Raw genomic sequence first — 22,638 nt, forward strand, 5'->3', positions numbered from 1 at the left:
GAGATGGAACTGATACTTGAATTTTTAAAAAATTACCAGCAAGAGATATTCATTATTGCCCTGTCGGTTTTCCTCGGTATAGAGGTAATCTCGCATGTGCCCTCTGTGCTCCACACTCCTCTGATGTCTGGTGCGAATGCCATCAGCGGGGTAATTATCATTGGTGGAATCATTTTGTTGGGACATGTCGATTTAAACTCATTCAATGCAAAACTTATCTTGGGTATATCGGCAGTTTTTTTTGCCACGCTCAATGTGGCAGGTGGGTTTGTGGTTACCGACCGTATGCTCGAAATGTTTAAAAAGAAAAAACCTAAAAACTAAGGCTACTTATTTAATTTCAACTAAAAGATGAATCATAACGAAATAATACAATTGTTGCTCGAATATAGTTACCTACTTGCAGCCATTATGTTTGTAATTGGGCTTAAATTAATGAGCAAACCCGATACATCGCGTAAAGGAAACTTTTGGGCTGGTGCAGGAATGGTGCTGGCTATGCTTACCACACTATTTTTTTACCAGAATGAACAAGGTCAATACATTCCGCTCGCGAATGCCATTCTGATTGTAGTAGTCATCTCGCTGGCTACTGTAGTTGGGTCAATCATTGCACGAAGGGTGAAAATGACTGCGATGCCGCAACTGGTATCCTTTTACAATGCTACCGGCGGACTGGCTTCTGCACTGGTATCTTTTATCGAGTTTGGCAACCCTGAGAATTCTTCGACGTTGGTCACCATACTCGGGATGGTTGTCGGAAGCATAGCCTTTAGTGGAAGCATGATTGCTTATGGAAAGCTCGATGGCAAGGTAGGCGATTGGTTTTACAAATCTCTTACCTATATCAACCTCTTGTTTCTGGCCCTCATCATAGTGGCTGTGGTACTTATTTCAATCGATCCGGCACCCTCGTCCAACATGATGGTTCTGTTCTATCTGTTGTTTGCACTTTCGCTTATTTATGGAATCAGCTTTGTAATGCCCATTGGCGGTGCCGATATGCCTGTGGTTATTTCCCTGCTCAATTCCCTTACGGGTATTGCCGCAGCCATGGCAGGCTTTATTTATGCCAACAATGCCATGATTTTGGGTGGTATTCTGGTAGGTGCAGCCGGTACTATACTTACCATTTTGATGTGCCGTGCCATGAACCGTTCACTTATTAATGTCATAATTGGTTCTTTTGGAGGAAGTCATGCCTCTGCTGGCGATAAGGTAGCGGGCACTATGCGCGAGATATCTTTGTCCGATGCATCAGTTTTACTGAACTACACCCAAAAGGTGGTGATTGTGCCTGGTTATGGTCTTGCTTCTGCGCAAGCCCAGCATATTTGCAGCGACCTCGACAAATTACTTAGCGACAGAGGTGTGGAAGTGAAATATGCCATCCACCCTGTGGCAGGGCGTATGCCGGGCCACATGAATGTATTACTCGCCGAAGCCGATGTGCCCTATGATAAACTGGTAGAAATGGACGACATCAATCCCGTGCTACCCCAGACGGATGTGGTAATTGTGATTGGTGCCAACGATGTGGTAAATCCTGCCGCCCTTGACGACCCCTCCAGTCCGATTTATGGGATGCCCATTATCAAAGCCCACGAAGCCCGCAACATTATTGTGATGAAACGGGGAATGGGAAAAGGCTATGCTGCCATCGAAAATTATCTTTTCTACAACGATAAAACCCGTATGCTTTTTGGTAATGCCAAGGAGACGCTGCAAAAACTTGTAAGCGAGATAAAGAATTTATAGTTTTAGCATACAACAAAAAAGAGCGTGCCCCAAATCTTGAGGCGCGCTCTTTTTTATGGTTTCTAAGTCTTATTCTTCTGCTGACAAAGTAATGGTTCCCAGTTCGGTAACCATTCCATTACTTACCACCACATTCGTAAGTGTGGTATCGCTCCAACCCGAATCGGCATCAATGGCCACCTGGTAGTTTCCTGCAGTTAGTCCACCAATAAAAAACAATCCTGTAGAATCGGTAAAGGTACTTGCACTATCGGCATTGATAATGGCAGTTATTACGGCATGCACCGAATTGGCCAGATTTCCTCTGATGGCTCCGTCCTGGGCTTCGAGATAGGCCCTGATTACCGGCTTAAGGTTATAGTTTCCTGAGTTTCCGGCTTTCACAACCGATTTCGAAGCGTCGAAATCGAGCAAAAGCTTGTAGGTAATACCAGCCTCAAGCGTATCGTGTACATTGATTTTTAAGCCCGATTGCTGTGCACTGGGTGTATTCAGGGCTATTGTGTCGCCATCGATGACCACCGAGTTGTTCTCTCCTAAAACCAGCCTTATCTGACCAATCTTGCCTGCATCCACTTCCGAAATTGCTATCAGGGTGTCAATTCCTCCTGTAAGCTCAAGAAGGTTGTAAATTCCGGTTTGCACATTGCCAAGGCTTACCCATCCTTCTTCGTCTTCTGAATGGTTAATGCGCACGTCGATTACTTCAATCAACACCGCATCGTATTCGGCTGGTGAATCGGTAAGGCTCACTTGAAGGGTAGCTTTTCCAGCTCCATTATCATCATTCTCTTTGTCGCAAGATAGGGCAAAAACAGTAATTGCCACGAGCATTAAGAATATTGAATTTTTCATGATTTAAAATTTGTTTGAAAGGTACAAAAAAATAGCAGTAACAAGGACTTGTGTTCCAAATTATTAGTATGTTAGTATTTAGTATTTTAATAATATTCAGTTTAAAAATGTTTTTCGGAAATTTAGAAACTTTTCTTTCCCGACTGTGTATAAAGGAACAGCCTTTAAAAGCTTAGTGTGTATGACATATTTTCAATCGATTAAAAGGATAGTTTCCCTGAGTTTATTTATTTTTTTATGGACCTTTTCAGCCTATGGGCAGGATACCACTTGGTACACACTGGCTTCGGGCAACTGGGACGACCCCACAATCTGGACACTTGACCCCTCGGGTTCGCTGCCCAAAAATCCGGGCAATTATACTCCTACCACTGCGGTTACAGGTACCAGCCATCGGGTGGTGGTCAATTCGGGGCACAATGTGCTGGTTACTACCAATAGTAAAAACAATGCCCGACTTACTGTGAACGGTCGAATTGAATTAAATGCTACCACCGGACATAGTTTTGGCGAAATTCGGGGTGGTGGTAAAATTGTGCTCAAGGCCGATAACTTTCCGGCTGGAGATGCGAGCCATTTTGTTTCTGCTGGTCTTGGACAGGGAACTGTGGTGTTCGACTCGGCCAACTATACCTTGTCTGCTGCCCGTACTTTCTATGATGTAGAAATAGAACTCGACAATCCTACCGATTCCGTCATTCTTTTAAATAATTATACCATCAATGGCAATTTGTCGCTCGTTCAGGGACGGCTTAAAATCAACAACAACCTATCAACTGCACTGCTCGACCTGAATGTGGCAGGCAATGTAACAGTTTCTGCCGATGCTTCCATTGGCGTAGGCACCGGAAATGCCTATGATGGGGCACAGAATTATAACAACCGTTTTCACGATTTTTACATCGGGGGCGATTTTGTGAGTTATGGAGCAGTGAGATTAACCAACCAAACAGTGCCCGATTACTTAAACCAGACAACCACAGGGGCTGTAACCCTTCATTTTACAGGAGCAGCCGACAATTACTTTAAAGTGTACAATACTACCGACGTGTACAACTTGCATGTAAACAAGGGCACCGACAAAACTTATGAGCTTTCTCTTTATGTGCACAATAAAGCTTATTTTGCTCTGTTCGGGCCCAATTCAGCCGCTTATACTCGCACCGTGGCACATCCGCAACACGACAAAGCCTTGTGGGTGCAGGCAGGCACTTTACGTCTAAAGGGCGAGATTGTGATACCCTCTCTTTCTGAAGGGGGCAATGATTGGTCGATTGGTGCCAATGCGGCCCTGGTACTCGATGGCGAAAATGTGCAGGTTTACACTACTGCCCAGACAGGATTTTCATGGACTGGCTTTTCTCATACGCAACCTTTGAATATTGATGTAAATACTGGTAACCAGGGAGTTTCGGTCTATGGCGACCTGGTGGTTGAGAATGGTTTCTTTTCTACGGCTAACAGTGCCGGCCTCATCTATCGCCCCGAAGCTGCAGGTTCGGTACAAATCAGCGGAGGCGAAATCTCTATTTCGCAACTCCGGTTATCGGGTGCAGCCGGCACAGGTTATTACAGCTATGTGCAATCGGGGGGTATTTTCAGGGCCCGGGCCAATGGAGAAATTTCCGGTACAGCAGCCCTTTTCAGCCTGAATGACCCGAATATGTATTTTAGCATGTCGGGTGGTCAGCTTTTTGCCCAGGCACAAACCGGGTATGTTTATGGGGCTATCGATATTCAATGTGCCGAAGGGAATTATTATGTTACAGGGGGCGAGGTGATTTGCGATGTAGGTGCTTCTACGGAAGTGTATATCATTCCCACGGTGTACAACTTTACTATTACCAATGCCACTACGGTGGTGCAATACAGTCCGCTTAAGGTGCTGAACGATTTATCTGTTGATGGGACGTCAACATTTTCCGCAAATTCCTTTGATCTTTTTATAGGGGGTGATTTTATTTTTTCTGATGGGGCAACTTTTAACCATGGTAATAATACAACCTATTTTACAGGAGCCGGAAACTCTCTGATAAATATCCTTAATACAACTACACCATCTGATCTTGTTTTCTATAATTTAACCATAGAGAAAGATAAAGTTAATCCTTCTGGTTTCTATACAACCCAGCTATCCAGTTCAGGTCGTTCCGAACTTGCTGGAGCTGCTGCAAATACAGCTTTAACTGTCTTGAATAATATCAAAATAACAAGGGGAAGCCTGAATACCTATCGATATACTCTTGCTTTGAATGGAGATATTGAAATAGTGGATGGCGAAATTATTGCTGACGCCGCTTCGCCTGGCAGAATTGAACTTACCGGTGGATCTTCTCAACATATATTAAGTGGATCTGCTTTAAAGGAACAAAGTTTTGGCCACATAGAACTCGATGATGCAAATGGAGCAATTCTTCAGAGCGATATTAATTGTGCCAATGTAACTTTAACCAATGGGATGTTTGTGCTCGATATTTATAATCTGACTGTAATCGGCACTATATCAGGATATTCTGCAACAAGATACTTTCAGACAGCCGGTAATGCATCAGACAAAGGACTAACCGTATCATTTTCACTCACAGGAAATTATGGAGCAAATACCCTTGTTGCAACAATACCTGTTGGTTCACCAACAGGATATTCCCGTGCAGAAATATTCATCGATGGTTATAATTTTGGGGCAACTTCATATTCAGGAACTGTAAGAGTAACACCAGTAAATTCAATTCACCCAGGTGCTCCTGCTGGGGCATTAGCTTATTATTGGGTATCAGAACAATCTGGCTTTGATGCTGTTCCTGTTGGGGAAGTTATTTACCGTTTTTATCTTCCAACCGGACTTACAAAGGCAGGTCCACATAGAGATCATGGTTTGATTGGCAGCGAATGGTATAGAACAGATGTCGAAGGTCCAAATAATATTGTACGATTCAATCACACAAGCTTTGGCTTTGTAGATGGTGAGTTTACCAGTGGAAATGCCGGACAGTTTAATAACCGAAGGACCTTATATAGTGTAGGTCCCCAATGGATTGTTGGTACCGCTGCTATGAACTGGCACGCTCAATCGACGTGGTCGCTCACTTCACATGATGGGCCACCTCTAAGTGGAGGAGGGCCGGGAGGGGCACTTCCGGGTGCAACGGATGTTTGTGTTGTTGGAAGGGGACATCGAATAAATGCCACCTCAGCAGGTTTCACTATTGGTCGGCTAGAGTTTGTGCATGATACAACTTCAGGGGCTAATGGTTTTGAAGATATACCACGGGTTCAAATTAATGGAAACTTTAACTTTGGTTTTGGAAAAGTAGTTGGTACTGGAATGTTCACTCAATGGTGGGGTAATGCAAATAATCCAACAGTAACAGGTGATTTTGGTGAATTCGCAGACCAAAAATATAGCTGGTACCTATTTGTTGCGGAAAACGATAATGTGGTGATGCCTACTAGTCAGGTTATATTTCCAAACCTGGCAACCGAAACTAATACTGCAGGCTTTCGTTTGATATTTCCGCAGGATATTTATGTCAAATACAACCTAAATCCACGAGGTAACTCCATTTTATTGTTGAACAGCGGTGCAGCTGGCGATATCAGTGTTGCAGGTAACTGTTATATTGGTGATTGGGGTGATGCAAAAATACAGTTTCCTACCTCAGGTGTAAATCGTATACTTTCAATCGAAGGCGATCTTGATTTTACTAAGTCGGCTGCAGCTTATGTGCCAACAAGTTATCGCGAGGTGCAGGTTGTAAATACTACTCCAACAAGCCTAGAACATCAGTTAATAGTTTTTGGCGATATTATACAAGGAGTTGGTGTGCTTGATTTGTATAATGGAACCGGAACTGCCAATAATGCAGTATTAACTTTAAACGGTGAAGAAAATAGCACTTTTAGCAAAACTGGTGTACCTGCTACAGACCTTTATCGCTTGGTTATAGAAAAACTTGTCGGGTATTCCTTTACATTCAATAACGACTTTCGATTACTGGGACCCACAAACGGGGGTTCAAAGGCCTTGGAGCTAATTAGTGGTGACCTAATTATATTAGGTTCAGGTACCGATATTACTCTTACAAGCGGAGGAGCTGAATTTGCCATCCCTTCAACCAGCAGTCTCACGGTACAAAATGCTACCGTGCGTGCCTCGGGAACCAATACGGGTATTTTTCTCGATGGTCTGATGCGTGTGGGCGATAACAGCCAGTGGTTGCTCAACGGGGGATCGAACAACTACATCCGGTATTCAGCCTCCGGGTCGGCCAGCATTCAGATCGACCAGGGTACCCTACGTGTGGGTTCGCAAATACGCCGCAATACCATTACCGACGATGGAATCCTGACCTTTGCACAGAACCATGCCAATTCAACGGTGGTGATAGGCGAAACCAATGCCCCCGAAAACCGTCGCGGATTGTTGGAGGTGCTGAACACAGGCAGTAGTTTTACTCAGGCTGCAGGAGCTAACATTACCATTGTAAGGGCACAGACAGCCCCAGCAGCTCCGGCCTTGTACCTCGATCCGACTAACACAACAATTGGTATCGGCGCTACCATTACCTTTGGAAATGCCACCACCCCTGCCGCACAGAGCATGAGAATTTATTCAGTGCCTGCGCTTCAGAATTTAGTAGTGAATAACAGCAGCGGAAACAATCCAACAGTAATTCAGAACATTGTTCCACTCACTCTTTTGGGCGATCTCACCATTCAGTCGGGGGCTACTTTTAATGCCAACGGTTTAAATCTTATTCTCGGCGGAAACCTCTATAACAGCGGTAATTTTGTACCTGCCGGAAATACAACTTTTTTCAGTGGTATTAGTAACCAGCGTATTGTGGGCAATACTTCATTTTATAACCTCACCAAAACCAGTTCCACCGAACTCTGGCTAGCCCTGCGGAATGCAGCCATTACGGTTACCAACACCTTCGATATACAGGCAGGTAGCCTGCGCGATAGTTCGAACACGGTTACCCTACTGGGCGACTGTAACTTCGATGGTACCCACCTGCATGGTGCCCAGGGCGGAGAAGGTATTTACTTTAATGGCACTACCGAGCAGGATCTGACCGGTTCTGGTGTATTTGGAAAGATTACCGTGAATAACCCCGCGGGTGTATTTTTACCTCTGGGGAATAACTTTACGGTTACTGACACCCTTAAGCTTAGCTCAGGCGTGTTTGCCATTGGTCGTAACCTGCTTACACTCACGGTAAATGCGGTAATCGAAGAGGACAACCCGTTTTCTGCTACCAACATGATTCAGACCAATGTGTCGTTTACCGATTATGGAGTGCGTAAATACCTGCCTTCGGGAGCTCGCACTTTTGTTTACCCTATTGGTTCGGGTGGAAAATATACTCCGGTAACGTTCGATATCAGTGCCAATGCGAGTGCAACAGGTTATATTACTGTAAAGGCTGCCGATGAACTGCACCCAAGCATTCAGGAAGACAGTGAAGCCCCAAGCCCCGAAATTGTCGATGCCGATAATGTCTTGCAATACCATTGGGTTTTAAGGGCCCAGGATATTACAGGATTCAGTGCTACAGCCTATTTTAATTACGAACCCGGCGATGTTGAGGTGACTGCACCTTATGACGTTTACGACTATATCACCGCCCGCCTGTTAAACGACGGTTCGGGAAACTGGAACAAATTCGACGATGTGGACAAGGTGGATGAAATCAACGAGTGGCTGGTATTCGATTTTACAGGTGTTGATGACAATCAGATCAGCGGTGATTATACTGCTGGTGTCGATGGTTCATCATTTAATGGAGCCATTCCCGACCAGGTACCTGCCTACGAGACCAATACCTCTGGCACCTGGCCTACCGGAACGATCTGGACCCCCAATGTAGCCGGTGGTCCGCGTGGAGCCATTACACGTATCAATGCTACTCATACGGTAAATACTCCATCTAATTTTGTTTCATCTTATTCAACTGCTGTGTTTGGCAGGGTGGAGGTAAACCTTACCTACGGGCATCGTTTTGGAGAAGTAACCGGAACAGGTTCCATCTATACCCAAAATGGTAGCATTCCTGCCGGGGTATATGATCAATTCTTTTCGGCAGCAGGAGGAACTATTGAGTATGGAGGCACTACTACCTACGAAACCATGGCCGGACAGGCACTGATGAACAATGTGACCTTCAGTGGTTCTGAATTGCGCCGGCTACCTAACAATAACATTGAGCTCAATGGCGATTTCCGCATCGATGGCCTCTCTTCCCTTACTGTAAAAAATGAATACAACAAGGATATTTCCCTTCGGGGCGACCTGATCAGGGTCAACGGTGCATTCGATGCCGGCACAGACCTGGCGAACCGCATTTCGTTTATTTCGACCGTAAACCAGAACATTACCGGTTTCTTCACAGGTGCCAATGAGTTGCATTCGATGGTAGTAAATAATCCGGGAGGAATCACCATCTCATCCGGTACGGTAAACATAGCCGGCACCCTTTACCTTACAAACGGCATCGTTACTACATCGGCCACCGATACCCTGCGGATTGGGGTAACATCGGCCATTTCTCCGGCAGCCGGTTCTGCTTCTGCCTTCATCAATGGTCCGCTTACGAAAGTAATGAGCAGTGGTGACGATTTCAGTTTCCCGGTAGGTAAATCCGGAAATTTTGGCTTGATGGATGTGTTGGACATCACTGGCATTACAGGGGTGGATACCGATGTGTCGACTGAATATTTTTTCAGCAACCCGCAAACCACCCTGGGTAGTGCTTTGGGAACCGGAGTCAATACGGTTAGCCAGACCGAATATTGGTCGGTAGACGTAGCAGGGGGTGCCCAGGCTGAAGTAAAACTTTACCTCGATGGCTCCAGCGATGTGGCCAATGCAGTTTCGAACCTTTCCGACCTGATTATAGTCGGATGGAATGGTACTCAGTGGGTTCAGGTAGGAGGCACTTATACCATTACCGGAACAGCAACCAGTGGTAATATCGTGTGTAATTCCAACATCAATTACAATACCTATCAATATATTACTCTTGGTTCGAGCCAGGCAATAACCATTATTACTGCCTCTATCGTGAGCGGCGATGTGGCTATTTGTTCCGGAGCATCGACCAACCTTCTGCTTGCCTTTACAGGTGGCACAGCACCCTGGACCTATACACTCAACGGGTCGACATACGTAGCTGCAGCCAGTCCGCATATGCATACTGTGACACCTGCAACTACTACCACCTATACACTCACGGCTGTGAGCGATGCCACTCCCACGGCGGGTATTGTGGTTGGAAACACAGATGCAGTAATAACAGTTAATGCAACGCCCATTCCTACGCTCAGCTCGTCAGAAAACCCATCCTGCGAAGGCACAACACTTGTGTTTACAGCGGGTGGTGGGGTTAACTATGCTTTTTATGTAGCAGCCCTGGAAGTGCAATCGGGTACCATTGCCACCTACACTACGGCTACCTTGCCGGTAGGTACAACCACAATTGATGTAGTTGTTACCAGTTCGGCAGGGTGTAATTCCAACCTGGGGGTTGTGCCTGTATCGCAGGTGATAAGGGTAGTGCCAACTCCGCTTATAAGTGGAGCAGCCGTGTCGTGTGAGCAGTCTGTCGATACCTACACCACTCCGGCTAACGCCAATACTTTTTTATGGTCGGTAACAGGTGGAAGCTTGCAAACAGCGCAAGGCTTAAATTCCATGGATGTTCTGTGGAGCAACCTGGTTCCGGCAGGTACCCTCTCCAGGGTATTTACAATAAGTATCGAAGAGACCGATGGGGTCTGCATTGGTACCGACTCTTTTTCGGTCACAATAAACAGGCTTCCGGTAACCGGACCGGCACACCACATTAGCAACACATGGGAAAATTAAAGCCAGAATGCAAGAAATGAGTAGATATATCCTGCATATAAGTAATATTACCCATACATGCGAGGGAGATTTACGTTACTTTTATCTTAATAGTTCTGAGAAAAAATAAAAGTTAACAGTTTAGTAAAAAAAAAGAGCTGAATAATCTAAAATATTCTTTAAATTTAATTAGCGCTGTAACCTTTTATTGTTCACCCAGTAAAAAGGAAAGAATAATAAAAACAGTAAATCATTATTGTTGAACCAAAAATAGGTATTATGAACAAAAGAATTACACAAAAAGTCCTTACCGCAGTGGCCATTACTTTCTTTGGCCTTAGCGTGAATGCACAAATCCTGACTGACTATGTTGAGGCAGTAGTAGGTGGACCTGAAGAAATTGACACGGTAACAACCGGTGTAACTATGCGTTACTATGTGTTGCCCGACCCTGTTTTTTCTCCAAGTTACGATGCTGCCACCAATACTAACCTTGGTGTAAACCAACGCTGGACCTGGACCTCTGCCCAAGCAGCTTTTACTAAAGCTGCAGCGAACGAAAACTTTATTCTGTTTACAGCTCCTGCCGCTGGTAATTACACTACTACTGTTGTAGAAACCAACACAGGCTTATCCTGCGACGATGGCGGACAAACCATTACCATCGAAGTGATTCCTGGTTCTACTGTTACTTTTACAGCAGCAGATGGAGGTGGAATATTTGGTTCAGCCGCTGCACCATTTAATCTTTGCGAAACAGATCTTCGTTTAGGTACCGACAATGCACAAGCAACCTTGGCTAACGCTGTTCTTGCTGCAACCCCAAGCTTTCAGATACAATATGCACTCACTGTCGATACTAACCAAAATGGCGATGGTACCTGGGGTAACATTGCTGCTCTAACCCAACCTTATCTGGGAACTGCCGGTAATCAGCAAGCGGTAACAGGTACTACCCATGACCTTACTTTGCCTGCGGGTGGATTTGTGTGTATTACTGATGGAGTTGATTATCCTACCCGTTATACCTATACCATTAGCGGTGTAACCGACCGCATTAGCCGTAAAGGTGATTATATAGCAAACCCAACTCAAGCAGCTACTGGATGGACTTGGTACGATACCACTGCTGAAACTCTTGTGATTACAGTCAACCCAGTACCGGTTACCGGACCTATTTATCACATTTCGAACTTGTGGGCTAATTAATTCCCAAAAAAGCAAATCGTATTCATAATACATTTCTCATTTTGGGCTTAATCAGACACATAGCACTTGTTATTACCTTATTAAGCATACTATCTGCCAAAAGCACCGGACAGTCCTCAGATTTGGGGACTGTCTGTGCTCAAAGCAGACATTTGTATGGTGTTACCGGCTTGCCTGGTTCTACCTTTATCTGGGCCCTTTCTGGCGGTATTATCGTGCAGGGAGGTGGCACAGATTCGTTGTTGGTAGAATGGGGATATGCCACCGGTAATTTTCAGATGGAGGTAGTAGAATTGTCTGCTGCAGGTTGTCTCGGACTTCCTGTAATGGGCGATGTAGTAGTGCAGGCCCCTGATGTAGACCTGGGTGTTGATAATTACGAGATTTGCGAAGGAGAATCGTACGACTTTGATGCTTCCGGCAGTTACTTTGGAGTGCCCACCTACTTATGGCACGATGGAAGTACCAATTCATTCTATACAGCCGATACTACTGAAAATATCTGGGTATTGGTAACCGATGGCCTGGGATGCACCCGCTACGATTCGGTTGAGTTTGTCTCCAACCCCACACCAGTAGTAACCCTGGGCAACGATACGGTTTTTTGTAACGCTGAGGAGCCGTTGGTGCTTGATGCCGGCGATTTTGTTACCTACAACTGGACCACCAATACCGATAACTTTGTTAACAACCCCATTTATATTTATCAGCAGAACGAGTACACCGACACCATTCGTATTAGGGTAACCAACGAATTTGGATGTGCCGGGTACGATACTATGCTGGTATTTCCTTGCAGTCTGGCCCGTATCTTCGATGGTATGATCAATACTTTTACTCCCAATGGCGATGGTGAGAACGATACCTGGGTTATTTTGCGCGACCATAAAATGGATCAGTTTCCGAATGCAGTGCTGGAAGTGTTCGACCGCTGGGGTCGATTGGTATACCGCTCCAAAAATGTGGCTGGAGAGCCTTGGGATGGTACCTCAAAAGGACGACCCATGCCTATGGATGCCTATTTCTTTGTATTGGAACTAAATTATGCCGGATTTGAGGCCATTACCGGCACTGTAAACCTTGTTCGCTAAAAAATGAAACAACACACATGTTGTTTAGTCAATTTTAGAAGGGAGAAAGTAGTGTGAAAATACAGCATTTTAAATTTACGCTTATAGTCTTGGCTGCTTTTCTGTTTGTGCCGGGAAAAGGGCAGCAATTTCCTGTGTATTCGCAATACTGGACCAATAAATTTTTGTTAAACCCCGCTGTGGCTGGCCACGAAGGGTATACTTCCTTTAACCTTACGGCACGCAAGCAATGGGCCAACCTGAAAGGTTCACCTGGTACATTGGCTGTATCCGGACAAACCCGGCTGGTGCGCAGCAGTCATATCTCGCGGGGTAAAAATGTGGTTAAGCGCCGCAAGGCTATGACCCGTGGTGGAAAAGTAGGAGTAGGTGGCTACATATTTACCGATAACCTGGGTGCCTTTAACAAAACAGGCTTTCAGGGTACCTATGCCTATCACATCGGGATGAACCAGTCTCAGCTTTCGTTTGGGGCCAGTCTTATCGGCTTGCAATACCACCTCGACAAGGATAAGATGGAAGTTGAAAATCCTGATTACCTTCTGGATATCACCAGCACCAATGGCTATGTGATTGATGGTAATTTTGGTTCGTATTTCTCTGCCGAAGATTTTTATGGTGGTTTCTCAGTTCATAATCTTTTCGAAAGTTTCTTTAAACTCAACAACCGCGATGGTTCGGATGTAAAACTCGAACGCCAATATATGCTTATGGGTGGTTATCGATATGAGGTCGATCGTGCGCTTTTTCTGGAACCCTCTTTTAATTTGAAGTTTAGTGAGAATGTGGCAACTCAGCTCGATCTGAATCTTACGGCCTACTTTAACGAGGACTATTGGGCAGGAATGGCCTACCGCACAGGTGGCGGATCGTCGGTTTCCACTGAAAGCCTCAATGGCCGTGGTGCTGCCATCATTCTGTATGGTGGGGTGCGGGTCGATAAATACTTTTTTGGGTATTCGTTCGATTACAGCCTAAGCAGCATTCAGAAATATAGTTATGGTTCGCATGAAATTATGGCTGCTGTTCGTTTTGGCGACAATGCCCGCCGTTACCGCTGGTTGAACCGGTATTAAAATTCCATTTACTTTTCTTTGGTTGCCAACTATGTAATATCCTCTTTTTGAGGTTGAAGAATATTCTGGCTATTTTTCTCCATCATTTAACTCTACTGGCAGCTTGTTTATTATCCTGCTTAGCAATACCAACACCTTTTAAAAGATGGATAGAAACCTTAAAAAACCGGATCCTTTCGGGGCAATTGACGGGTATAAACTGTGTATTTGGTGGTGTAATTATAAAGATAGAAATCATTCGTACCATTTACACGACGCTCATTCTCGAGACTCCCTCCCGGCATGTATTTGAAAACAGTATAGAAGTGTATTTTTTCATTCGCAGGCAACAAATAAGTATTAATCTTTTCGAGCTGGTTAGCAGCGTTGTAAATGTAATTGTGCCAGTACTTTATTGAATCCTGATTTTTTGAGATGATTGTTTCGTATTTGTTGGTTAGAAGGGTGTCGTTGTATTCAAAATTAAATATGGTTTTATAGGCAGAATCAGCCAGGTGGTTGGTTATTTCATTGCGAATTTCCTGCATTTTGTTGTAGGTAATTACCTCAGTTTTAAGTGAAACCCCGCCAGCGTTTTGAGAGTGAATTGTCAGGGTGTTTTTTTTACGGATGTAATTACGCGTATCCATCAACGAGGAGGTTTTCGTATCAGCCTGGTATTGGTAGTGTTTTATATTCTGAAGTTTACCCTTTTTATAGTTGTAGGTATAATACTCAATCAGTTGTTCGAGTGGATTGTTCTTTTCCACCAGCCGAATAGTTTTGTCGGCATTGTAGTAGTAGTATAAAATGTATTCTTCAGCCTTGGTGTTTGCATTGAAATAGGACTCACGGAAGAGTTCGCCTGTAGCATCTCTCATTTCCAGTTTAATGGCTGCTTTACGCGCAGTATTGCGCCCATTGAATATCTCGTGCTGATAAATAGTTTTAACATACAGAGTAGAGTCGTCGGTGCCCGAAACCAATGCTGGAATTAGCACCAAAGCAGAAAAGAGAATAGAAAGTAGAAAGCTTTTCATAGTTATTGTTTTGAGCAGTACATGGTCAATAATTCCTGGGCTTTGGGATGTCCGAGTTTAAGAGCTTTGTCGGCATCCAGGCATCCCAAATCATAATTAGTGGCGGAAATGTAATAGGCGGCTCGCAGGTAATACACATCGGCAGTTTTGTAGTTGGTATTAAGACATTGACTAAGGTCGTTGATGGCTTTATCGTATTGTTTTGAATTTCCATAAGCATAAGCCCTGTTAAAAAGCGCTTCAGGATTACCCGGATAGGCTTCGAGCATTATTGTGTAGTGCTTTATTGCACCGGCGAAATTATTGTTCATCATTTCAACCACACCCAGGTTTAAATTTGCCTGAAGAGCCCTTTCGCCTTGCGGATTTGCCTGAATACTACTTCTAAAAGCGCCTTTTGCCTCTGTAGGTTTTTGTGCGCTAAGCAGCGCCAGTCCAAGATTAAAATATGCTTCGTGAAGTTTGTACTCTAGTTGAATGGTTTCTCTGAAGCTTGCAACAGCCTCGGCATAACGACCATTTTTTGCATAGGTGAGGCCTTTGTAATAATGTGCTTTGGCCAGTTTATTATCGAGTTTAAGCGCATTGTCAAAATCATTCAGTGCCCCTTCAAAGTCGTTCAGGTTTAGTTTGAAATACCCACGCTGATAAAAAGCCTCGGTGTTGGAGGGGTCCAGCTCAATGATTTTGTTGTAATCGGCCACAATGCCTTTGTAATCGGCCAGTTCGGTGCGGATGCTCAGGCTCGATTCGTAATACTCCACTTTATTCTGATCGAGTTCCTGTGCTTTTTTAAAATCGAGAAGCGATTCATCCAGTTTACCCATGCTTGCCTTTACTGCGCCGCGATAATAAAAGGCTTCAGCTAACATTGAGTCGAGTTCTATAGCTTTGTTAAAAGAAGCCAGGGAGGAATCAAGTTTTTGAAGTTTCAGGTAGCATTGCCCCTCGATGGAAAATGCCTCCGCCTTATCAGGAAATAATAGGAACATTTGCTGAAGAACAGCCATGGCCTCGTTGGTATTTTCCTGTGCGAGTTGAGTTTTTGACAGGTTCAGGTAGGCTTCGTAAAGCTGTTTATTTAGTTTAATGGCCTTTTCGAACGATGCCTGTGCCGAGGTAAAATCTTTGGCTTCGAATTGGGTTATCCCTTCCAATACATATTTGGTGGCTGTTTTTTCTTTGTACGATTTAATTGAAATAATTAGCACTACCAAAAGTGCAAGAATAAGAAGGGCTATAAGGTACCAGAATGATTTCTTCATATTACATTGTTTTTAAGCGATGGTATATAAAGATAAAAAAAAGCTGTCGGATATGACAGCTTTTCGAATTATTCCTGTGAAAAGGATTTTTTAGGGTCTTAAATAGTGCTTAAGCCGGGAATTGATAAACCACGGAGTTAATGTTCATACCAGCACCAACCGATGCAAGTACAATTTTGTCACCTGCCCCGATGCTTTGATTAGGCAATTCGCCCCGCAAGATAAGATCGAGCAGGGTAGGTACCGTAGCAACCGACGAATTCCCCAGCTTTTCGATGGTCATGGGCATAATGCCTTGCGGAATGTGGGTTTCGCCATACAGTTTAAATAACCTTACCAGTATTGCTTCGTCCATTTTGGCATTGGCCTGGTGAATGAGTATTTTTTTGATGTCAAGCAGCTTCGTGTTTGCCTTTTCGAGGCTTTCTTTTACAACCGGAGGAACATGAGTAAGTGCATAGTTGTATATTTTCCGACCGAACATTTTGATGTAAACTTTTTCCTGACTATGTTCTTCGTTGTAAGATTTGCCCAAAAACAGGTTGTAGGTTTGCCCGTTGGCATCTGTTCGTGCCGAATGTGATAAAATTCCAACTGGTACATCACTTTCACGGGCTTCAAGAATGGTTGCTCCGGCTCCATCGGCATAGATCATGCTATCGCGATCGTGCGGATCGGAAATGCGTGAAAGGATATCGGCCCCAATTACCAATACACGTTTGGCATCGCCAGAACGAATGTAATAGTTTGCCTGAATCATAGCCTGAACCCAACCCGGGCATCCAAAAATGATGTCGTAGGCAATAGTTTTGGGGTTATTTATTTTCAATATTTCTTTTACCCTTGAGGCAAGACTTGGCAGAATATCAGAACTGGTAGAGTTGTGCTTGAGGTCACCAAAGTTGTGCGCTAAGATGATGTAATCGAGGCTTTCTGCATCGATTCCTGCTTTTTCAATTGCTTTTTGCGAAGCAAAAGCTGCCATGTCAGAGGTGGTTAATTCAGGTTCCACATGCCGGCGTTCCTTGATCTCGGTTATCTGCGTGAATTTCTCAATAATTTCCGCTGTGGGTGATTCAATTTTCGAACCGCTCTCGTCGAAAAAATTGTGGTTTACAAAATCCGTGTTTTTTATTACGCGCTCCGGAATATAACTTCCAGTTCCAATGATGACGGAATAAATTTGATTCATTTAATAGAAAGACTTTTAATTATAGATGGATGCGAAATTAGTTATAATTCGCTGAACGAAAGAATTTATCTGGTTAATATGGGTTAAACGAGCTCTTATTAGGGATAAAAAAATGCGCTTTTATATTCCTGTTCTTCCTTGTTTTTATGTATTGTTAAAATGAGTATCGCTGATTTCATGGCTATTGCATATGTTTCATTCATCTCATTAGCTGGTTTCAAAGTTGGTGTTAATAAGCCTTCGCTTACAGTTTGAGTTTGTTAAAAACACCCGAGAATATACATTAGGGTGAAATTATGAATCTTCATTTTACTTTAATCAGCATGTGATTTTGGATCTTTTGGAGTAATAGCTCTATGTTGAGCGGTTTGGTAATAAAATCGTCGCAGCCAGCCTGCAGACATCTCTCTTTTTCTCCTTTCATCGCAAAAGAAGTCTGTGCGATAACTGGTATGCGGTTATTAAGGCTTTTTATATGCTGTGTTGCTTCATAACCATCCATTCCGGGCAATTGAATATCCATTAGTACAATGTCAACTTTCTGATTGTGGCAAATCTCTACAGCCGATTTACCATCGATTGCCCTGATAATATTGGCTTTGGTTTGCGATAAACAAGTGTCGAGTACTTTATAATTCAAGTCTTCATCTTCTGCTATTAAAATCGTAAGGTTGCTGAAATTGTATTTATTACGAATTGAATCAACCTCTTTTTTCTGTTCTTTATAGGTAATATTCACTTGCTTTTTAATCGATTCTACTGGAATACGAATCATAAACCTGCTGCCTTTACCGGGTTCAGAATTGAGCCATATTTTACCACCCATAAGCATCACAAGGTTTTTGCTGATAGTAAGCCCTAATCCGGCTCCTTTTATTGTCTGGCGCTCATTAGCCGATCTTAGCTGATAGAAGCGGTCAAAGATTAATTCGTGTTTTTCTTTCGGTATCCCGATTCCGGTATCGGAAACATAAAATGTAACCGATGCATCGGATGTTTCGAACCCAATTTCAATTTCTCCTTGTTCGGTATATTTAAAGGCGTTTTCGAGAAGGTTGGAGAGAATTTGTTTTAGCCGGCTTCCATCGGTATTGATAATATAGCTGTAATTGTCGGCAATATTCAGCTTAAACCTTAAATGATTGTGGTGTTTCTGGGTTTTTATCTGGCTATAAACTTTATACAAATCCTGCAACAATTTACTAATGTTGGTGGGTTGAATAAAGAGTTTTAATTGTTGCGATTCGATTTTTGCAATGTCGATAATATCGTCTATCAAGCTAAGCAGCGAATCGCCTGCAGTGGTAATATGATCGAGGTATTCTTCTTTTTGTTCGTTGTTTAAGTCTGGTTCGCGCAGGAAATTCGAAAAAGCAATAATGGCGTTCATCGGGGTGCGCAGTTCGTGAGACATATTGGCCAAAAAGGCCGATTTCAATTTGTCCGATTCTTCTGCAATTCTTCTGTCTGTTTCCAGCTTGTGAAGTTCTACGGAGCGCTTTTCGGTAAGGGTATCGAGATTTAATTTATGTTGCGCCAATCGCTTCTCGGCTTTTCGTTTCTGATAGTAAACCGATGTTACTATTATTAGGGCAAAGGCTACAATGAGTAAAATGCTGATTATGGCAAATAATTGGGTGATTCGCTGTTTAGATTTTACTTCAGCCTGAAGAATATTTTTATCCTTGTTTTCTAGTTGATAGAGCAATTCCAGTTCTTTTACTTTGCTTTGAGCCTGGGCTCTTAGTGCAGAGTCGTTTACCTGATTGTAAAGCTTCTGATAGCTTAAGGATTTAGGAATTTGCCCTGCTTGTTCTGCGTGTTTCGCCAAGTCACTGTAATTACTGAGTAAACCTTCGGTATGATTCAGTTTTTTTGCCAATTCGAGGCTTTTCTCAAAACAGCGAAGGGCTTCCCCTGGTCGGTCTGAATGCGCAGCTGCTGCACCCATATTGTTCAATGCCCACATGCGCCCTATCTCTGAGCCTGTTTTTGAAAAATGGGTGTATGCTTTTTCGAATTGCTCATAAGCGGTGGCATATTTCTTTTTGTCGAGCCAAACCAATCCTATATTGGTATAATTAATACCTATGCCGTTAAGGTCGTTTGTTTGAAAGTTACAGTCAATTGCTTTTTGGTAATAAGCAATGGCCAATGAATCTTGCTTTTGGGTATAACTCACAATTCCAAGGTTTTGATAAACCTCAGCCATATTAGCTGTTTTATCTAACTGCGCATACAAATTAAGCGACAGCTTGAAATTCTTTTGAGCCTCAGCGTAATGTCCCATCCTGCTATTAAGCAATCCAATATTTTGAAAGGTAAGCGCCTGCTTTTCCTTTTTGTTGGTTTTTTCAAACAAACGCTCGGCTTTCAGATAATTTTGAAGTGAAACCTCGTATTTGCCTAGATAATATTGAGTCAACCCTAATAAAAAATGGATTTCTGCCAAAGTTTGGTCCTGGCTCGTTTTATCGTAATAATTGCAAGCAGTATATAAATATTTCTCGGCTTCGTAATATTCCTGCACATTAATTTTGGCTTGTCCTATAAGTTGCGATGCATAGGCAAGTCTTTCTGGAAAATTATAGCGCGCTGATAGTTCTTTTGCTTTTACTGCATTGGAGGAGGAAAAAGTAGGATTGGAATCGATAAATTTTTCGCTGGTAAGAAGATAATAGTCTACACTGTCTTTCATATCGCCGCTGGTGCGACCGATTGGAAAACTGTCTGGATGGTTTGCGAACCCTGCAGGTTGAGCGCAAAAGAGCGATAGAGCTATTAGAATTTGCCTTATAATCATACCGGCAGGCAAAATAGAAATATTTTAGGGCTTATTCCCTAACTCTGCAGCGGAGATATTAACAGTTTAAGGAATAATATGAACCCCCAATGCGCTTTGATTTTGTAAAAAACTGTAAATCAAATGCATTAGGGGTTACAAGTTATTAGAAAAGTATTGTGCTATTTTTAATAATCAAACTTTATGGGGATAGTAAAACTAGTTTTAACTGGGTTTCCATTTTGGCTACCGGGAGTCCATCGGGGTGTATTATTCATTACTCTTATGGCTTCCTGGTCGAGCAAAGGATGTGCACCTCTGATTACTTCAACCTTAGAAACGGTTCCGGTTTCGTCTACTTCGAATCGTAGGTATACAGTGGCCGGAAGGCTGTCTTTTGGCATCATTGCCGGAATTTGTATCTGTTTTTGAATGTATTCTACAAAATGGCTTAAATCCCCCCCTTCAAACTCGGGCATTTTTTCAACCACCACAAAATCAAACGAATTCTCTTCGGCAAGCTCTTCGCTATAATAATTGTAGGTTTTACTCTCCTTCCTGGCAACACCCATACTGCGACTTGGTGCTGAAGCTGTGCCATAACCAACCACCGCCAGGTTACTAACGCCTTCTGGTAAGGGAAGTGGCTGTTTAACGGTACTATACTGCAGCGAAGCGTTGGAGACTTCGCTGTCGATGGCAATAAAGGAAGTATAGGCTGTAAGCAGATTGTATTTAAGCCCCAGTTCGGTAATGTTTGCCTGCAATTCAGGTTCGTTCGAAACCTGGGAGTAATCGGCCAGCAGACGAACTTTTTCCCGCGCCCAAAGGTACTTCAGGGCATGATTCTCTGATTTATTCATGTTTTCGAGGGATAGTGTTTGTGCATAGGACTGTCCCCCAGTGATGCCTTTAATATGAAGTGTTCCTGCTGTGGTTCCTTTGTATTTTCCTATTATTATCAATGGCCTTTCTGAGAACAAATCAGGCATTTTCTCGGGAAGAATATCATAGGCCTCGAATCCTTTAAATTGAAATTCGATGTTGGTAAGCACCGGCTGGCTGATGTATTTTTCAAACTTCCGGGCCACTTTTTTGGCTTCTTCCTCGTTCTGAGCAATAAAAGCCTCTCCATAACCCACATGTGCCATGCCTTCCATCAGGTAGCGGTTTACAGAAGAACCAATGCCAAAGGCAAAAAAGTTGGCTTTACCAAGATTTTGCCGGATGTACTCAAACGATTCCTTTTCTACGGATATATATCCATCGGTAAGAATTACAAAGGATCTTGAAAAATTTTCTTCGTAGTTCAAGCCCATAGCAGTTTGTAAGGCTGAAAGCAATTCTGTGCCACCACCTCCTTGCTGCTTTTCCATAAATGATATGGCTTTGCTGATATTTTCGCTATTTGCCTCTAACGATTTTTGGGAGTAAACACTTGAACTTCCTGCAAAGAATACAATGTTAAACTTGTCGCTTTCTTTTAATCCGTTAAGAAGGTTTTTTATGAGGGTTTTGGATACTTCTAACGGAAAGCCTGACATGGAACCGGATACATCTACTATAAACACATATTCTCTTGACGGAATTTGGGCGCTTTCTATTGCTTTGGGCGGCTGAACCATGGCTAAAAAGTAATTTTCGCCCTGAGGGTCGCTGAAAACCATTATTCCCGATTCAATTGTATTCCCTGCCAGGCGATACTTGAAAACAAAATCACGATTTCCACCCAGCGGGTCTTCAAGTTTCAATAAGGCACTTGTTTTGTCTTTAAATGTAAGCTTATGCTGGTGAGTGTTGCAAAAGGCTTCTTTCACTGGCATTCCGGCTGAGAGATTTACTTCTATATCCAGGGTTGAAGCTGTTTTCTGACCTTCGGGCAGATATGGGTTTGCAGTCCAGTTTTCGGATGAATTGTTTTCAGCCAGGCTTGCATTTACGTATCTGGGTCCTACCACCGTGGGATAAACAAACTCGTAGATTTTTTCGGTCGGAACAAGCAGTTCGGTATAGGATAGAATGACTTCCACAATAGCCCCGGGCATGATGTTGGCCACGTTCATCTGAAATACATTAGGCCGGTGCTCTTCGAGTAGGGAGGCTACTTTTCCTTCCTGCTGTGCCTGGTTATAGAGTTGACGGGCTTTCGTTTTGTCTTCTACCAAGGCCACAATCTCTCTTTCGCCAATTCTCATCACCATGCCATGTACCGCAGCCCTGGTCGAGGCCGGGAAAACATAGATGGCTTCGATTGGTGCAGTTCCTGTGTTGGTGTATACCTGTGTAACCTCTATGTTGGCTATTACACCAGCTATATTTACCTCTACCCGGGTCGATTTCAAGGGCATGGATTCCAAACCATCTTCATTGTTTAGTACCTGGAAATAGGGTGACAGGCATTTGTCGGTGGAGGATTCGTCGGATATAGGAAGGTCTACCTGTGCGCTTGTCGATTGGCTGCATAGAATTAATATTGGCAAGAACCAGCCAGATAAGCTGAGTATTTTTGAAATTAAGTTTTTCATTGCTTTGTTTTTGAGAG

Annotated in this window: 12 protein-coding genes; 6 read left to right on the top strand and 6 right to left on the bottom strand. The window is 43.4% G+C overall.

All coding sequences use genetic code 11. From position 1 onward, the window contains the following. The first annotated feature begins 3 nt into the window (after positions 1 to 3). Together IPM71_12530 and IPM71_12535 are read left to right on the top strand one after the other, a co-directional pair. Positions 4 to 324, top strand: coding sequence for an NAD(P) transhydrogenase subunit alpha (locus IPM71_12530; GenBank protein ID QQS50400.1), 321 nt, complete (start codon positions 4 to 6; stop codon positions 322 to 324). 42 nt (positions 325 to 366) lie between these two features. Beyond that, positions 367 to 1,758 carry an NAD(P)(+) transhydrogenase (Re/Si-specific) subunit beta gene (locus IPM71_12535; protein QQS52837.1) on the top strand — a complete coding sequence of 464 codons (1,392 nt, stop codon included), beginning with the start codon at positions 367 to 369 and terminating at the stop codon, positions 1,756 to 1,758. A gap of 69 nt (positions 1,759 to 1,827) precedes the next feature. On the opposite strand, the gene IPM71_12540 is transcribed toward IPM71_12535, so the two are convergent. Further along, positions 1,828 to 2,613 (bottom strand): DUF4382 domain-containing protein, encoded by a 786-nt coding sequence (locus IPM71_12540; GenBank protein ID QQS50401.1) that lies wholly within the window; start codon positions 2,611 to 2,613, stop codon positions 1,828 to 1,830. Positions 2,614 to 2,794: 181 nt separating this feature from the next. Here IPM71_12540 and IPM71_12545 point away from each other — a divergent pair, with 181 nt between their 5' ends. The 4 genes from IPM71_12545 (at position 2,795) to IPM71_12560 (ending at position 13,838) form a co-directional block, all read left to right on the top strand. Next, positions 2,795 to 10,483, top strand: coding sequence for a hypothetical protein (locus tag IPM71_12545; protein QQS50402.1), 7,689 nt, complete (start codon positions 2,795 to 2,797; stop codon positions 10,481 to 10,483). A gap of 258 nt (positions 10,484 to 10,741) precedes the next feature. Beyond that, positions 10,742 to 11,671 (top strand): hypothetical protein, encoded by a 930-nt coding sequence (locus tag IPM71_12550; GenBank protein ID QQS50403.1) that lies wholly within the window; start codon positions 10,742 to 10,744, stop codon positions 11,669 to 11,671. Between the two features lie 41 nt (positions 11,672 to 11,712). Beyond that, complete coding sequence (locus IPM71_12555; protein ID QQS50404.1) at positions 11,713 to 12,762, top strand: gliding motility-associated C-terminal domain-containing protein; 1,050 nt, start codon at positions 11,713 to 11,715, stop codon at positions 12,760 to 12,762. A gap of 89 nt (positions 12,763 to 12,851) precedes the next feature. Then, complete coding sequence (locus IPM71_12560) at positions 12,852 to 13,838, top strand: PorP/SprF family type IX secretion system membrane protein (GenBank protein QQS50405.1); 987 nt, start codon at positions 12,852 to 12,854, stop codon at positions 13,836 to 13,838. A gap of 158 nt (positions 13,839 to 13,996) precedes the next feature. Here IPM71_12560 and IPM71_12565 read toward each other — a convergent pair whose 3' ends face one another. The 5 genes from IPM71_12565 to IPM71_12585 form a co-directional block, all read right to left on the bottom strand. Next, a complete protein-coding gene (locus tag IPM71_12565) occupies positions 13,997 to 14,857 on the bottom strand; it encodes a hypothetical protein (GenBank protein QQS50406.1) in 861 nt (286 codons plus the stop codon). Between the two features lie 2 nt (positions 14,858 to 14,859). Continuing rightward, a complete protein-coding gene (locus IPM71_12570) occupies positions 14,860 to 16,122 on the bottom strand; it encodes a tetratricopeptide repeat protein (GenBank protein ID QQS50407.1) in 1,263 nt (420 codons plus the stop codon). 109 nt (positions 16,123 to 16,231) lie between these two features. Further along, positions 16,232 to 17,314, bottom strand: a complete 1,083-nt coding sequence (locus IPM71_12575; protein ID QQS50408.1) for a ketoacyl-ACP synthase III — start codon at positions 17,312 to 17,314, stop codon at positions 16,232 to 16,234. A 304-nt stretch (positions 17,315 to 17,618) separates the two neighbouring features. After that, positions 17,619 to 20,117, bottom strand: coding sequence for a response regulator (locus IPM71_12580; protein QQS50409.1), 2,499 nt, complete (start codon positions 20,115 to 20,117; stop codon positions 17,619 to 17,621). A 167-nt stretch (positions 20,118 to 20,284) separates the two neighbouring features. After that, complete coding sequence (locus tag IPM71_12585) at positions 20,285 to 22,621, bottom strand: TonB family protein (GenBank protein ID QQS50410.1); 2,337 nt, start codon at positions 22,619 to 22,621, stop codon at positions 20,285 to 20,287. Between the last annotated feature and the right edge of the window lie 17 nt (positions 22,622 to 22,638).

The sequence above is a fragment of the Bacteroidota bacterium genome, assembly GCA_016699695.1.
Taxonomy (GTDB): Bacteria; Bacteroidota; Bacteroidia; order Bacteroidales; family UBA10428; genus UBA10428.